The sequence below is a fragment of the Massilia sp. FBCC-B171 genome, from assembly GCF_059134155.1.
In genome coordinates, this window is sequence record NZ_CP101443.1 from 905,260 (window position 1) to 919,236 (window position 13,977).

Genomic DNA, 13,977 nt, shown 5'->3' on the forward strand with positions numbered 1-13,977 from the left:
GGCCCTTCAGTGTGCAGGCTGGTTCGCCAGGGGCTTCTCGGCAATCGCTTCGAAGGTGTACGGACGGCCGTCGCGGGGGCCGGTATGCGCGATGCCCGCGACGCTGAAACCAGCCTCGCGCAAGAGGGCGGCGAGGCTGTCGGACGTGAGCATGTTCAGCTGCGGCCGGGCGCCGCCATCCCCCGCGCCGTAGAGCGCCTCGCGCAGTTCCTCGTAGCCGCAGCTGCCCGCCGCATAGGCCGCGAGGGCGGCGCCCGCGTCGGCGCCAAGCACGCGCAAGCGCCCACCGGCCTTCAGGCAGGCATGCAACTGCGGCAGCACCTGCTGGCGCAGTTCGGACTGGGTGAAGGTCTCGAACCGGTAGGCGACGTCAGCTTCGTCGGTGACTCCCGGGACCAATGGCTGTGCGCCGGCCAGGGCGCCGGTGCACAGGCCGGCGTAACCAGGCGGCGCCGGCTCGCCATTGCCCAGGTACAGCCGGAGCAGTCCTATTTCCCCGGCGGCCGGCTGTGCCGGCAACGCGAGGAGGGGAACCAGGCGCCGCGGCACGTCATCCAGGGTGGCCGGAGCATCACCAGCCCCGTGCAGCCGCTGGCGCAGCGCATGCACGTCGCGCGTCAGCCGGCGCAGGGTGACCGGCACCGATCGCGTCAGGTTGGCGTCGGCGATGGTGTTTTCGCGCAGTTCAGCCATCGCCTGCCACAGCGCCGGTCGTGCCGGCTTCGCGCCCTGCGGATAGCTGCCAGAGACCAGTGCAAGGAGTTCTTCGCGGAGCTCCGGGAGGCGGTACACGGCCGCTGCGATCCGCACCAGGCGGCCGATGCCCGGCAGGGTCGAGGCCTTGCGAACGATCTGTTTGACGAGTGTTTTCATGGGATAGTCGACAAGGCCTGGGTCACACGTTCGATATCGTCCTTGCCGCCGGCGCCGGCCAGGTCCGCGCCCAGCGCCATACCCGTCACCCCGCGTGCGCGCCATTTCGGCGGGACCGCGGCATCGCCTTCCAGCGCCAGCAGCACGTCGCCGAAATGGACTTCGGCCACGGCGTCTTCCAGCAGCAAGTCGGTGCGGCCGATCAGGTCGAGCGTGAAGCGGCGTGCATAGCGATAATGGGTGCCGTCATGGCGTACCGGTTCGACCCGCCAGCCTGCCGGTGCTTGTGCAATCAGGCCCGTGAGCAGGGTGGCGTGTTCGGCTTGAACCGGCGCGCCCACATCGACCAGCAACTGGCGGTCGCCGCAGTGTCGACGGTTGGCGGCGATCGCGGCTGCACTCTGGAGCAAGTCGGGAAGCGCAACGGCGGTGCTGCTGCCCGCCAGCGCCGCGATCAGGCGTGCCTCGGATGCGCCCGCGCTGTCGCGCGCGAAGGCTTCGATGGCATCTCGGTACAGTGCTCCGACATGCGGCGGCGCGTGCGCCGTTTCCATGTAGGCGCGCGCCGCGGCGCCCAGGCGGGTGCGCAGGCCGCTGTCGCCACGCAGCCGTTCCAGGGCCGCCCCCAGGGCGGCGTCGCTGAACGCGTCGTCGAGGCGCAGGCAGGCCGCTTCCGGCACTTCGGCTGCCGAACCGTGGGAGTTGACGATGGTCGCCAGCCCGAACGACAGGCAGTCGAGGACGCCGGCCGAGGTCTCGCCGCGCGATCCGTTGCGCAGTTGTACCGCGGCGTCCGCGGCGGCCAGGTAGTCCTGGTACTGCGCCTGGCTGGCATAGCCGGTGATACGGATGCGCGGATGCGCGGCGATGCGCTCGCGCAGCGCAACGCGGAAGCGTCCCGGGCCGGCATCGCCCACGAACACCAGGTGGCAGCGCGGATCCTCGCCGAGCGTGCTGCCGAGCCAGGCTTCGACGGTGCGTTCGTTGCACTTGGTCGGTGCCAGCAGGCCAAACGAGCAGACCACGAAATCGTCGTCGCCGAGGCCGAGCGTGCGCCGCGCTGCCGCCTTGTCGACCTGGCCCGGCAACTGCCGCAACAGCGGCAGGACCCGCCAGTCGTCGACCAGGCCCGGGCCGTACCACTGCCGTGCCAGCGCCAACGCATGCGTCGAATGCACGATGACGCCGGTGGCGCGGTCGAGGACCGGCTTGTTGCAGGGATAGGCGTCGCAGGATGCCGGCCGGCCTTCGGTCTTTTCCTCGGCCAGGGGCCGGTAGCCGTGCGAGACGTACAGCATGCGGCAGTAATTGTTCGGCAGCCGGTGTTCGCCCTCGCCAACGCTGACGACACCGCTCAGGAAAAAGTCATGCAAGACCACCACGCCCGGATGGCGTTCGAGCAGCGCGAACATATGGGCGTGGAAATGGGAATTGCCGAACTGGTAAACGATGCGGTCGTAGACGTGGCCATGCTGTTCGAACCATTCGACGGAACGCCGGGGCAGGGCCTCGATGGCGGCGGGAAGCGCGGCGCTGTCCTGGGCCAGGACCAGTTCGATGTCGTAGTAGCGCGCCAGTTCCGGCAACAGGTCGGCGCTATAGTGCGCGATCCCCGAGCGCTCAGGCGGCAGCGGCGAGATGAAAGCCATGCGCGGCTTGCCGGAAACGGGACTGCTGCCGGCGACGCTGCGCGCGCCGACGCGGCGCGCGTGCAGTTCCTCGAAAGCGGCAAAAGCCCGCTGTGCGCTGGCATCCCACGAGAACTTCGCCGCCTGGACTGCACCATGGGCACGCAGCTCCGCCTGGCGTGCCGGGTCGCCCAGCACGCGGCCCATGCTCGCGCTGATATCGGCGATGCTGGCCGGATCGAACAAGGCATCCTCGCGTCCGATCACTTCCGGGATGCTGCTCGTGTTCGAGCCGATTACCGGTGCGCCGCAGGCCATGGCCTCCAGGGCCGGCAGGCCGAAGCCTTCATGCAGGGAAGGGAACACGAACAGCGCGGTGCAGTTGTAGAGCGATACCAGGTCGTCGTCGGAAACGAAGCCGGTCAGCAGCAGGTCGTCGCCGGCCAGCCCCAGGCTGGCCGCCAGGCGTTCGAGACGGAAGCGATCCGGATTCTGGATGCTGCACACAACTGCCAGCTGGTACTGGCGGCGCAGCGCCGGCGGCAGCACGGCGTAGGCCTCGATCAGGCCTTCGATATTCTTGCGGTAGTCGATGCCGCCCGTGTACATGATGAACGGGCGCTTCAGGCCGAAACGCCCGAGCAGGTCGGCGCGCGCCGCCGCATCCAGTTCGCGCGGACGGAAGATGGCATCGACTGCCGACGAGATGTTGACCACGCTGGCGGACGACAGGCCCAGCAGGCCGATCGCTTCCTCGCGCGCCGATGCGGAAATCGCCAGCAGCAGGTCGGCCTGCTTCAGGCTCTCGAGCTTGCGGTGATACCAGGCGGCGACGTTCGGATCGCCCAGGTAGCGCTCCTTGCGCATCAGCGGAATCAGGTCATACAGCGTGACGGCGGTGTCGAAGCGCTCTTCGCCATGCAGGAGCGAAGCGACGACATTGTCGCCCAGGCCTTCGAACAGGCTGGCCACGTGGACGATATCTGGCCGCAGGCTGGCCAGGTAATGCTCGCGAATGCGTTCGGCCGAGCGCACGCGCCAGGCATTGCGCGGATCGACCTCGCCGGCCGGTACCGGCGCGGCGAAAGTGGTGATGTGCGATTGCGGGACCAGTCCATCGAAAGCTTTCCTGATCGCTTCGACGGTGTCGGGATAGTCCTGGTTCAGGACGATGCGCAGGTCATGCGCGCCGCTGTTGCGCGCCATGGCCAGCGCCAGTGCCATCGAATAGCGGCCGATGCCGCGGTGCATGCTGGAAGCCTGGCAGGCCTGCAAGTCGAGAAGGATGCGCATCGATAAACCTTATTGTGGTCGGGCGCGCTCGATCGCGCGCTGCAGGTCGTGCAGGACCTGGCGCGCGCTATCGGACAGCTCCGCTTCGTCTGCCAGCGGGACCGGGAGGCTTTGCCAGTCGCTGCGGCGCGATTGCGCCACGCTCGCCCGTACCCGTCCAGCCAGCGCCGGGAAGCGGTAGATCTGGCGGCGCAGGAAATCGTCGAGACGCGGGCGTGCCACGATGTACGACACCGCGCGCAGCGCCGCTTGTTTCACGGCACGGCGCGGCGCGCCCTTCAAGCGCTGGAGCAGCGGCGAAGCGGCCGAAGGGGGCAGTTTGCGCGTCATCAGGCCGCAGGCGTATCCGCGCAATGCGGACACGACACCCCATACACATACTCCGGCGCGAGCTGCTCGCGCGGCGTGACGATGGCGCGGCAGGCGAAGCACTGGGTGGTGACGGTCGGCTCGAGCTTTGGATTGAGCGCGGTACGGTAGTCGAAGACGAAGCAGTCGCCTGTGTAATGGGCGCCGCCCACGTCTTCGAAATACTTGAGGATGCCGCCCTCGAGCTGATAGACGTTGTCGTAGCCGATGTTCTGCATGTGGATCGCCGCCTTTTCGCAGCGGATGCCGCCGGTGCAGAAGGTGACCACGGTCTTGCCGGCGAAATCGCCCTTGTGGGCGGCGATCACCTCGGGGAACTCGGTGAACTTGGCGATCCGGTAGTCGACCGTGTTCTCGAAGGTGCCGACGTCGACCTCGAAGTCGTTGCGGGTGTCGACCATCACGACCGGCTTGCCGTTGTCGTCATGGCCCTGGTCGAGCCAGCGCTTGAGGGTGGTCGCTGCGACCGCGGGCGCGCGGCCCAGCTCCGGTTTGATCAGCGGCATGCGCATGGTGATGATCTCTTTTTTGATCTTCACCAGCATGCGCTTGTGCGACTGTTCTTGCGATTGGCTGTACTTGACCTCGATGTCGGCGAAGCGCGCGTCGCTGCGCAGCCAGGCCAGGTAGGCGTCGATGTCTTCCGGCAGGCCGGACAGGAACATGTTGATGCCTTCCGGCGTCAGCAGGATCGTGCCGCGCAGTTTCAATCGGGCGCAGATCTCCTGGAACTGCGGGCGCATGTCCTCGGTGTCGTCGAAGCTGACGAATTTATAGGCCGCAATGTTGACGTAGTGGCCGGTTTCGGGTGCTGCATGCGTGGCCGGCGTTTGTTGGATGTTGGGTTGCATGATTGCCAAGTAGCTCAATTCTGGTCAACCGCTATTATAAGCCGTCGGGCTGGTGCCGAAATCACCCCGGCTGGCTTGCCTGCTTCCAGGACGCCGATTCGGCCGCCAACTGTTGTGCAATCGCCTCCGAGGTGCACAGCAGGCGGTCGGCACCCGACGTGCGCGGCGCCGCCCCCGCATCCATGGTCCGCACCAGCAGGTTGATGCGCACGCCGCGCGCACGCCAGGCGGCGAACAGGCCGGCGTCGGCTGCCGCCGTTACGGCCGGGGAGGCTGCGTCGAGCGCGTAATAGATGTCGCCTGCGTGGAGGTCGACCACCGGCTCGTCCTGCGGCCCCCAGTCCAGCCCCAGCACGCGCCCGGCGATATTGCGCGCCTGGCGATAGCGCGGCGCCGCGCCGCTGGTGTCGATGGCCACCGGCTCGATGCGCAGCTGCGCCGGCGCCGTCGCCAGCAAGGCGCGCAGCTGGGCGGCCCCAAGCGGGTCGGCCAAGGCGCCGGGCGCGTTCCAGTGGCTGACGTCGACCAGCAGCTGGCGCCGCGCGGCGGGTTCATTCCCGGCCAGCGTTGCGGCCAGGCCGATCAGGTCCTGTTCGTTCGCCGGGGCCGCTTGCGCCAGCGCCGCGCGCCAGGCCGCGTGCTGCGCCAGCGTGGCCGCGCGCGCGGCGGCAAGTGTGGCCAAATAAAGCTGGGCGCACCTGGCCGGACGAAACTGCGCGTCGAGCAGGGCCACGGCGCCGGCGCCGAGCGCCTGGCGCCGTGCCGGATCGCTGCGCAGCGCCTCCAGTGCGGCGCTCAGTTCGGCGACCGCGAAGGCGTCGGGCAGCTGCCAGAGCGCCTCGGGCGGAAACTCCGCCATCGAGCCGTTCGCATTCACGATCGTGGGCAAGGCGTAGTTCATGCAGTCGAGGACCGCGCCCGAGCTCTCGCCATGCGCGTTGGTGCGCAGCTGCACGCCGACGTCGGCTGCCTGCAGGTACTGGCGGTAGACGGCGTTATCGGTCCAGCCGGCGATGCGGATGTTGGCATCCGGCCCGGCTGCGCGGATCAGGGCCTCGACCTCGACGCCGTACGGGCTGTCGTGATTGGCGCCGACCAGCACCAGGGCGCAGCGGCGGTCGGCGTGCAGCGCCGATCCGGTCCAGGCGCGCAGCAGTTCATGGGTGAGTTTGTTCGGGGCGACGAAGCCGAAGCTGCAGACGAGGAAGCAGTCGTCGGGAATGCCGAGCGCGGCCCGTGCGGCGGCGCGGTCGACGGCCGGGGGCGGCGTGCGCGGGTGCGGGATGACGTCGATGCGCTGCGCGGCGTCCGGGCCGAACCAGTCGGCGGCGAGCTGGCGCGCATGGCGCGCATGGCGCGAGTGGACGATGGTGCGGGTGGCGTTTTCCAGCACTGGCAGGCTGGCAGGCCAGTCCTTGTGCGCCTGGCCGCGGCCGGCTGCGCTTTCGCTCGCGCGCACGGCTGCATAGCCATGCGAATCAAACAGGGCCCCGATCCAGGCGCGCGGGTTCGCGCCGCTCATCTGCGCATGCACCAGCGCGCCGCCGAGGAAGAAGTCGTGCAGCACCACCACGCCCCGGTGTTTCTCCAGCAGCGCGAACATGTGGCTGTGGAAGGGGCTGTTGCCGAACTGGTAAAGCACCTGGTCGTACGCATCGCCATGGTCGGCAAACCAGGCCGCCTGGCGTACCGGCAGGCCGGCGAAGGCCGGCGGCAGGATGGTCTCTTGCTGGGCGACGACCAGTTCGATCTCGACATGGTCCGCCAGTTCGGCCAGCAGTTCGAGCGCATAAGCAGCAACGCCGGTGCGCTCCGGCGGCAGCGGCGAAACGAAGGCCAGGCGCGGACGCGTGCCTGGCTGGCGCGGCACGCCTGCCTGCAGCCTGCGCAGGGTGCGCAGGATCGCATTCGCGCGCGGCGACAAGGAGGCGACGCCGACGCTGTCGGTTTCGCCACGCGTCGCGCCGGCACTCCCTGAGGCCATCATCATCCGGTAGGCGCGCGCATACAGGCCGGGGAAACGCTTCAGGATGCGCAGCGCCAGCCGGCGTACCTGCGGGCGGCGCAGCACCATGCGCGCAGCCAGCATCAATGGCGCCGCCAGGCGGCGCAGTGGCCGCGCACGGCCGGCGCGTGCCGCCGGCGTGACGGCCGCGTCAAGCGCAGGGCCGGGCAGGACGACAATCGCGCCCGCCGCCGGCTCGGCCGCAAGCAGGTCGAGCAGGGTCGCCGGCGCCGCGTTCATCGGGGCAGGAAGGGCAGGCACGGGAAGAGGGAAGCGAAGGTCATCGTCGGAACGGGAAGCGGGGCCGCGGCGGCCAGAAATACCATGGACACTATTATAAGACGGCGCAGGCTGAGGCGGCGCGGCCGGCCCTGCGGAGAGCCTGTTGTCTAATTGCAACTGGTCCCGCGGGCCGTGCCGGCGGCTGTCGAGGGAGCGGCTGGCGGGTTAAAATACGCCCATGACTTCCCCGACCTTCACCCACCTGCGCGTCCACTCCGAATACTCGATCGTGGACGGCCTCGTGCGCATCGACGACCTGGTCGGCGTCGCTGCCAAGGACAAGCAACCGGCCCTGGCCGTGACCGACCTGGCCAACATGTTCTGCATGGTGCGCTTCTACAAGGCGGCGCGCGGCAAGGGGATCAAGCCGATCATCGGGGTCGACGCCTGGATCACGAATGAGGACAATCGCGAGAAGCCCTCGCGCCTGCTCATCCTGGCGAAAAACCACACCGGCTACCTGCAGCTGTGCGACCTGCTCTCGCGCGCCTGGCTGACGAATCAATACAAAGGCCGGGCCGAGTTCCGCATCGAATGGCTCGAAGCGCTGGCCACCTCGAAGTCCACGCTCGAGCCGGACGCCGACCAGGCCAACGGCCTGATCGTGCTCTCCGGCGCCTGTTTCGGCGACGTCGGCCAGGCCATCGACAATGGCGACATCGAACGCGCCGAACGCAATGCCGCGCGCTGGGCGCGCATCTTCCCGGGCCATTTCTACATCGAGATCCAGCGCGCCGGTGCATCGAACCAGGAGCAGGCCGTGCGCCATTCGGTGGCGCTGGCCGGCCGCCTCGGGCTGCCGGTGGTGGCGACCCACCCGGTGCAGTTCATCAGCAAGGACGAATTCATCGCCCACGAGGCGCGCACCTGTATCGCCGAGGGCGAGATGCTGGCCAACGCCAAGCGCGTGCGCCGCTTCAACGAAGAGATGTGCTTCAAGACGCAGGCCGAGATGGCGGCGCTGTTCCATGACCTGCCGGGGGCGCTGGCCAATTCGGTCGAAATCGCCAAGCGCTGCAACGTCGTGCTCACGCTCGGCAAGCCGCAACTGCCGGACTTCCCGACCCCGCCGGGCATGACGATCGACGAATTCCTCGTGGCGGAATCGCAGAAAGGCCTGGAGAAGCGCCTCGAACATCTGTATCCGGACCCGGTCAAGCGCGAGGAGGCGCGTCCGCGCTACGAAGATCGCCTGAAGTTCGAGACCGATACCATCAACAAGATGAAGTTCCCGGGCTACTTCCTGATCGTGGCCGAATTCATCCAGTGGGCCAAGGACAATGGCGTGCCGGTCGGTCCGGGCCGCGGTTCGGGCGCCGGTTCGCTGGTCGCTTACTGCCTGCTCATTACCGACCTCGATCCGCTGAAATACAACCTGCTGTTCGAGCGCTTCCTGAACCCGGAACGCGTCTCGATGCCCGACTTCGACATCGACTTTTGCCAGGAAAACCGCGACCGCGTCATCCAGCACGTGAAGGATCTGTATGGCCGCGACGCGGTCTCGCAGATCGCCACCTTCGGCACCATGGCCGCGAAAGGCGCGATCCGCGACGTCGGCCGCGTGCTCGACTTCGGCTACAACTTCTGCGACGGCATCTCGAAACTGATTCCCTTCAAGCCGGGCAAGCCGGTCTCGATCGCCGAGGCCATCGAAGAAGAGCCGCTGCTGAAGGAGCGCCTCGAGAACGAGGAAGAAGTGAAGCAGCTACTCGACCTCGCGCAGCAGGTCGAAGGCATCACCCGCAACATCGGCATGCACGCCGGCGGCGTTCTGATCGCACCGGGCAAACTGACCGACTTCTGCCCGCTGTACTCGCAAAGCGGCGACACCGGCGTGGTCTCGCAGTACGACAAGGACGACGTCGAGGCCGTCGGCCTGGTCAAGTTCGACTTTTTGGGTTTGACCACGCTGACCATCCTGGACCGCGCCGTGAACTACATCCGCGCGCTCGATCCGGTGGATGCCGGCTTCAATTTAGAGACCCTGCCGCTGAACGACCGGCCGTCTTATAAACTGCTGTCGGATGCGAAGACGGTCGCGATCTTCCAGCTGGAGTCGCGCGGCATGCAGGGCATGCTGAAGGACGCGCGTCCCGACCGCTTCGAGGACATCATTGCGCTCGTGGCGCTGTACCGTCCGGGCCCGATGGACCTGATCCCCGACTTCTGCAAGCGCAAGCACGGCGAGAAGTTCGACTATCCCGACCCGCGCACCGAATCGATTTTGTCCGAGACCTACGGCATCATGGTCTACCAGGAGCAGGTCATGCAGATGGCGCAGATCGTCGGCGGCTATTCGCTGGGCGGCGCCGACATGCTGCGCCGCGCGATGGGTAAAAAGAAGGCCGAAGAGATGGCCGAGCACCGCGAGATCTTCCGCGCCGGCGCCGCCAAGGATGGCCTGTCGACCGAGAAGGCCGACGAGATCTTCGACTTGATGGAAAAATTCGCGGGCTACGGTTTTAATAAATCGCACGCCGCCGCCTACGCGCTGCTGTCCTACCACACGGCGTATTTGAAGGTGCACCACACGGCCGCCTTCATGGCAGCGAACATGTCGCTGGCGATGGAAGACACCGACAAGATCAAGATCCTGGTCGAGGATTCGATCGACGTCTGCCGCCTGACCCTGCTGCCGCCGGACGTGAACGAATCGCAGTTCCGCTTCACGCCCGAAGGCGAGCCGAAATCGGTGACCGGCAAGCAGGTCACGAACATCCGCTACGGCCTGGGCGGCGTGAAAGGCTGCGGCCAGGGCGCGATCGAGGCGATCGTCGCTGCGCGTAACGAGGGCGGCAAGTTCAAGGACTTGTTCGACTTCTGCAAGCGCGTCGACCGCAAGCAGATCAACCGCCGCACGATCGAGTCGCTGATCCGCGCCGGCGGCATGGACTGCTTCGGCATCGACCGCGCGATCCTGCTCGCGTCGGTCGCCTTTGCGATGGAAGTGGCGGGCCAGGAAGCGGCCGCCGCGAACCAGGTCAGCCTGTTCGGCGGCGACGACTCCGACCTGGTCGCGCCACCGGAGTACGTGAAAGCGCTGCCCTGGACCGACCGCCAGAAGCTGTCCGAAGAAAAGACCGCGCTCGGCTTTTACCTGTCGGGCCACATGTTCGACATCTATGCACAGGAAGTGCGGCGCTTCGCACGCACCCGCCTGCAGGACCTGGAGCCCTCGCGCGAGCCGCGCATGCTGTGCGGCGTCATTACCGGTGTGCGCACCCAGATGACCCAGCGCGGCAAGATCCTGATCGTGGCGCTGGACGACAAGACCGGCGTGGTCGAGGTCACCATTTACAACGAGGTGTTCGAGGCGAACAAGAACGCGTTCAAGGAAGACGAATTTTTACTCGTGGTCGGTAAAGTGTCGGAAGACCGCTTCAATGGCGGCCTGCGCATCACGGCGGAAAAGGTCTACGACCTGGCCAGTTCCCGCATCCAGTACGGCCACAAGCTGGAGATGGACCTGGCTTGCACGGTCAGCCCGGCAAAAATCGCCGAAGTGCTGGCGCCCTACAAGCACCCGGACGGCCTGCCGGTCAGCCTGCGCATCAAGCCGGCGAACGTCGACTGCATCCTGCAGCTGGGCGACGAGTGGCGGGTGGCGCCGTCGGACGCATTGAAACATGCGCTCGAATTGACGCTGGGGGCGAAGGACGTGGCGGTGGAGTATTGAGCCGCCGAAGGCGAGCGCATTAAAAAAACCACCTGCGGGTTAATGCCAGTCAGTTAAGCTGACTGGCATTTTTCATTGGAAACTTGGATCTGGGCTGTTTGACGACTCTGGGATAGGAGCGCCTTCGGCGTTCTGGCAAAAGATAAGCGCGTGCCTGCTCACGCAGCCATGCCAGGCGCCTGGGGAAGGTGCCTGGCGTTTGCAAAGGCCAGTGATACAGGGCCGTGGTGATGGCCAGGGCCAGCCACTGGAAACTCAGGCGCTGTGGCGGGACGTGCAGTTCGTCGGCCATCTGGGCGATTTCATGACGTAGCAGGTTGTAGGCGATGAGCGTGCCCCAAACTTCCTGGCGTACCAGCGTAGGCAATCTGCTACGCAGGGTCGTCATGTTCTTTTGCATGCCCTGCTTAATTTCCCTGAAGCCCAGTTCAATCTCCCAGCGCTGCGTGTAATGCGCCACGATCTCGCGCGCCGGAAAGCGGTGCGCATCGCACAGGGAGGTAAGGTACTGCCGCGGCTCTCCGCCGACCATGCACTTGATGAGCCGCGCTTGCCAATGCGACGGCAGGTCCGGCCGTTGCCTGCGTGCCTGTGGCGACACTGAAAAGCTCACCAGACAGTCGTCGGGGGCAAATTGGCATATCACCTCATAACGCAATCCCGCTCTGGCCCGCATAAGCCAATGCCTTTGTTCACCTGCATGCTGCCAGTCCAGAAGAAGGGCTGCAGAGAGATAGGCACGATCGAAAATCGTCAACGATTGATCCGGTACCTTGTGCATGAGTGACTTGGCAAAGCTCACCTCCCCCGTACCGTAATCACCAAACTCGGTTGCGCGGATCAGATGGGTGTAGGTATCCATCAAGCAGACTGCACGTAATTGAGGCCAGGCGCCATTGCTCTTGTCGTTGAAACCCCGCCCAAATTTCTCACAGTTGGCCGGCGTATCGGGAAGCGACCACACGACACCATCAACGGCATAGCTTCGCAGCCCATGAAAGAGACCATGTTCAGGTATGGCAGCGCTTGTCCAGCAGCTTGCCAAGCGTTCGAATAGCCATGCCATCGGTGCTTCACCCAAGCGTTCGCGGCCTGCCACTGCGGCACTGGGAACGGGTGCATTTGGCATTGGCCCATCGGCCAGATCAAGTTGCTGGACGATATGCCAGATTGGTTCGTTACGAAACAGGGCCAGGCCGATGACCAGCCAAACCATGCGCTCAGCCGGCAGGCGCCGTCGGCGCAACGACACGGTTCCGGTTTGTTGCAAGGCTTCGTCGATCCAGGCCGGATCGATCAGGCTGGCGAAACGCTCGAACTCATGCGGTGCCAGCTCAGCCGCATAGTCCATGTCAAATTGAAGGGCCATAATAAAAAACGGATTCACGTTGATCGTGAATCCGTTTTAGCTCAAACCGCCGGCTGGTCAATGCCTTAAGTGACTGGCATTAACCTGCGGGTGGTTTTTTTCGTTACAGGGGGCGCGCCGTTTTCATTGCTGCATCGTGCCCGAGCGCAGGATCAGCTTGCCCTGCGCCGCGGGTACGGCGGCCAGCAGGGCGCTGGCCACGTCGACGGCCCTGATCGGCCGGTAGTCCGCGGGAATCAAGGGCCGCAGCACGCCCGCCAGCACGGCGCCGATACGCTCGCCGGGACGCGGTGCCTGCCCGAGGGCTCCCCGCTCGCCGATCAGCAGCGATGGCCGCGCGATCACGACGCCCTCGAAGCCAAGTGCGCCGACCGCCTCTTCGAGTTCGCCCTTGACGCGGTTGTAGAAGACGCGCGAGCCTTTGTCGGCGCCCATTGCGCTCACCAGTCCCAGCCGGCGTGCACCGGCGTGCCGTGCGGCCCGCGCCACGGCCAGGTTGGCATCGAAGTCGACCGCGCGAAACGCCGCCTGGCTGCCGGCCACCTGGATCGTCGTGCCGAGCGCGAGGTAGACCTCGTCGAGCGCGGGCAGGGCGGGCAAGGCCGTGAAGTCGACAACCTGCCATGCCAGCTTCGGGTGCGCCCTGGGCGCGGCGCGGCGCGCCAGCACATGGACGCTCCCGACTGTCTCGTCGGCCCGCAGGGCATGCAGGATTTCCTGGCCCACCAGGCCGGTCGCGCCGGCGAGCAGGATGCGTCTCATGTCGCCGGCAGCTTGTCCGTTGCCGCCAGCGCCTGGGCGCCGTGTTCGCGCAGGCCGATCGCCGCTTGCGTCGTCCGGGTCTTCATCCGTTCGAGGACGATGTGCTGGTTGCTCGAGGCCGCGTCGCGTGTCGCTTCGCGGTGCCACAGGTGGAATATCTCGGTCGCATAGGCGCCGTCCTTGCGCATCACGCCGGCGTGGAACAGGCGCGCGACCACGTCCGAATCCTCGTAGCCCCAGCCGCGGAAGCTCTCGTCGAAGCCGTTGACGCGTTCCAGGTCGCTGCGCCAGAAGGCCATGTTGCAGCCCTTGATGCGGCGGAAGCTGAAGCGGTGGCGCCGGCGCCCCAGGTCCGGCAGTTTCGCCAGCAGCTGGGCCGCTTTGCCCAGGCCTTGCAGGCGGTAGCGCAGGATTTCGCCGACGCCCAGCGACTGCAGGTCGACCTCCTCAGCCAGCACGCGCTTGCTGAAGGCATCGCTGAGCAGGATGCGGCTGCCGGTGACCATGTAGCCCGGTTCGGCCAGTGCGCGGTGGCGTGCGATGAAATCGCGCTGGGGCACGCAGTCGCCGTCGAGCGTGACGATGTAGTCGCCCGTGGCGGCCAGGATGCCGTTGTTGCGCGACTCGGCCAGGCGGAAGCCGTCGTCGGGCTGCCAGACGTGGCGTAGCGGCACCGGCGAGCGCGCCTGCAGTTCTTCCACCAGCGTGCGCGTCGCTTCGCCCGAGCCGTCGTCGGCGATGATGATCTCGAAATTGCGGTCGCTCTGGCGAAAGCAGGCTTCGACGCAGGCGCGCAAGGCGTCCGGCCAGTTATAGGTCGCGATAATGAGGGAAATGCGGATCTCGTTGTTCATAACGGCGACGGCGCG

At 66.5% G+C, this 13,977-nt stretch carries 9 protein-coding genes; 1 reads left to right on the plus strand and 8 read right to left on the minus strand.

Annotated elements, in window-relative coordinates; translation table 11 throughout:
- Nucleotides 1-6: 6 nt before the first annotated feature.
- From NMB41_RS04115 to NMB41_RS04135, 5 genes are all read right to left on the minus strand, one after another.
- Complete coding sequence (locus NMB41_RS04115; RefSeq protein WP_494381214.1) at nt 7-873, minus strand: hypothetical protein; 867 nt, start codon at nt 871-873, stop codon at nt 7-9.
- On the minus strand, nt 870-3,794 hold the full coding sequence (locus NMB41_RS04120; protein ID WP_494381215.1) for a glycosyltransferase: 2,925 nt from the start codon (nt 3,792-3,794) through the stop codon (nt 870-872). The genes NMB41_RS04115 and NMB41_RS04120 overlap by 4 nt, the downstream gene beginning before the upstream one ends.
- 9 nt (nt 3,795-3,803) lie before the next feature.
- Nucleotides 3,804-4,124: a hypothetical protein gene (locus NMB41_RS04125; RefSeq protein WP_494381216.1), complete on the minus strand. Its 321-nt coding sequence runs from the start codon at nt 4,122-4,124 to the stop codon at nt 3,804-3,806.
- The gene (locus tag NMB41_RS04130) at nt 4,124-5,014 is read right to left on the minus strand and encodes a sulfurtransferase (protein ID WP_494381217.1); all 891 of its coding nucleotides are present in this window, start codon (nt 5,012-5,014) and stop codon (nt 4,124-4,126) included. The genes NMB41_RS04125 and NMB41_RS04130 overlap by 1 nt, the downstream gene beginning before the upstream one ends.
- A 61-nt stretch (nt 5,015-5,075) precedes the next feature.
- Nucleotides 5,076-7,280 (minus strand): glycosyltransferase family 4 protein, encoded by a 2,205-nt coding sequence (locus tag NMB41_RS04135; RefSeq protein WP_494381218.1) that lies wholly within the window; start codon nt 7,278-7,280, stop codon nt 5,076-5,078.
- A gap of 199 nt (nt 7,281-7,479) precedes the next feature.
- On the opposite strand from NMB41_RS04135, the gene dnaE reads away from it, so the two are divergent.
- A complete protein-coding gene (gene dnaE / locus NMB41_RS04140; RefSeq protein ID WP_494381219.1) occupies nt 7,480-10,977 on the plus strand; it encodes a DNA polymerase III subunit alpha in 3,498 nt (1,165 codons plus the stop codon).
- A 49-nt stretch (nt 10,978-11,026) separates the two neighbouring features.
- Here the strand turns inward: dnaE and NMB41_RS04145 are convergent, their stop codons facing one another.
- From NMB41_RS04145 to NMB41_RS04155, 3 genes are all read right to left on the minus strand, one after another.
- On the minus strand, nt 11,027-12,364 hold the full coding sequence (locus NMB41_RS04145; RefSeq protein ID WP_494379701.1) for an IS4 family transposase: 1,338 nt from the start codon (nt 12,362-12,364) through the stop codon (nt 11,027-11,029).
- Between the two features lie 105 nt (nt 12,365-12,469).
- Complete coding sequence (locus NMB41_RS04150) at nt 12,470-13,108, minus strand: NAD-dependent epimerase/dehydratase family protein (protein WP_494381220.1); 639 nt, start codon at nt 13,106-13,108, stop codon at nt 12,470-12,472.
- Nucleotides 13,105-13,962 carry a glycosyltransferase family 2 protein gene (locus tag NMB41_RS04155; RefSeq protein ID WP_494381221.1) on the minus strand — a complete coding sequence of 286 codons (858 nt, stop codon included), beginning with the start codon at nt 13,960-13,962 and terminating at the stop codon, nt 13,105-13,107. Before NMB41_RS04155 ends, NMB41_RS04150 begins: the two co-directional genes overlap by 4 nt.
- Nucleotides 13,963-13,977 lie beyond the last annotated feature (15 nt).

Bases quoted from the DNA above. Each gene is read 5' to 3' on its own strand.
- NMB41_RS04115 (WP_494381214.1), bottom strand. From the start codon at position 873: ATGAAAACACTCGTCAAACAGATCGTTCGCAAGGCCTCGACCCTGCCG.
- NMB41_RS04120 (WP_494381215.1), bottom strand. From the start codon at position 3,794: ATGCGCATCCTTCTCGACTTGCAGGCCTGCCAGGCTTCCAGCATGCAC.
- NMB41_RS04125 (WP_494381216.1), bottom strand. From the start codon at position 4,124: ATGACGCGCAAACTGCCCCCTTCGGCCGCTTCGCCGCTGCTCCAGCGC.
- NMB41_RS04130 (WP_494381217.1), bottom strand. From the start codon at position 5,014: ATGCAACCCAACATCCAACAAACGCCGGCCACGCATGCAGCACCCGAA.
- dnaE (WP_494381219.1), top strand. From the start codon at position 7,480: ATGACTTCCCCGACCTTCACCCACCTGCGCGTCCACTCCGAATACTCG.
- NMB41_RS04150 (WP_494381220.1), bottom strand. From the start codon at position 13,108: ATGAGACGCATCCTGCTCGCCGGCGCGACCGGCCTGGTGGGCCAGGAA.
- NMB41_RS04155 (WP_494381221.1), bottom strand. From the start codon at position 13,962: ATGAACAACGAGATCCGCATTTCCCTCATTATCGCGACCTATAACTGG.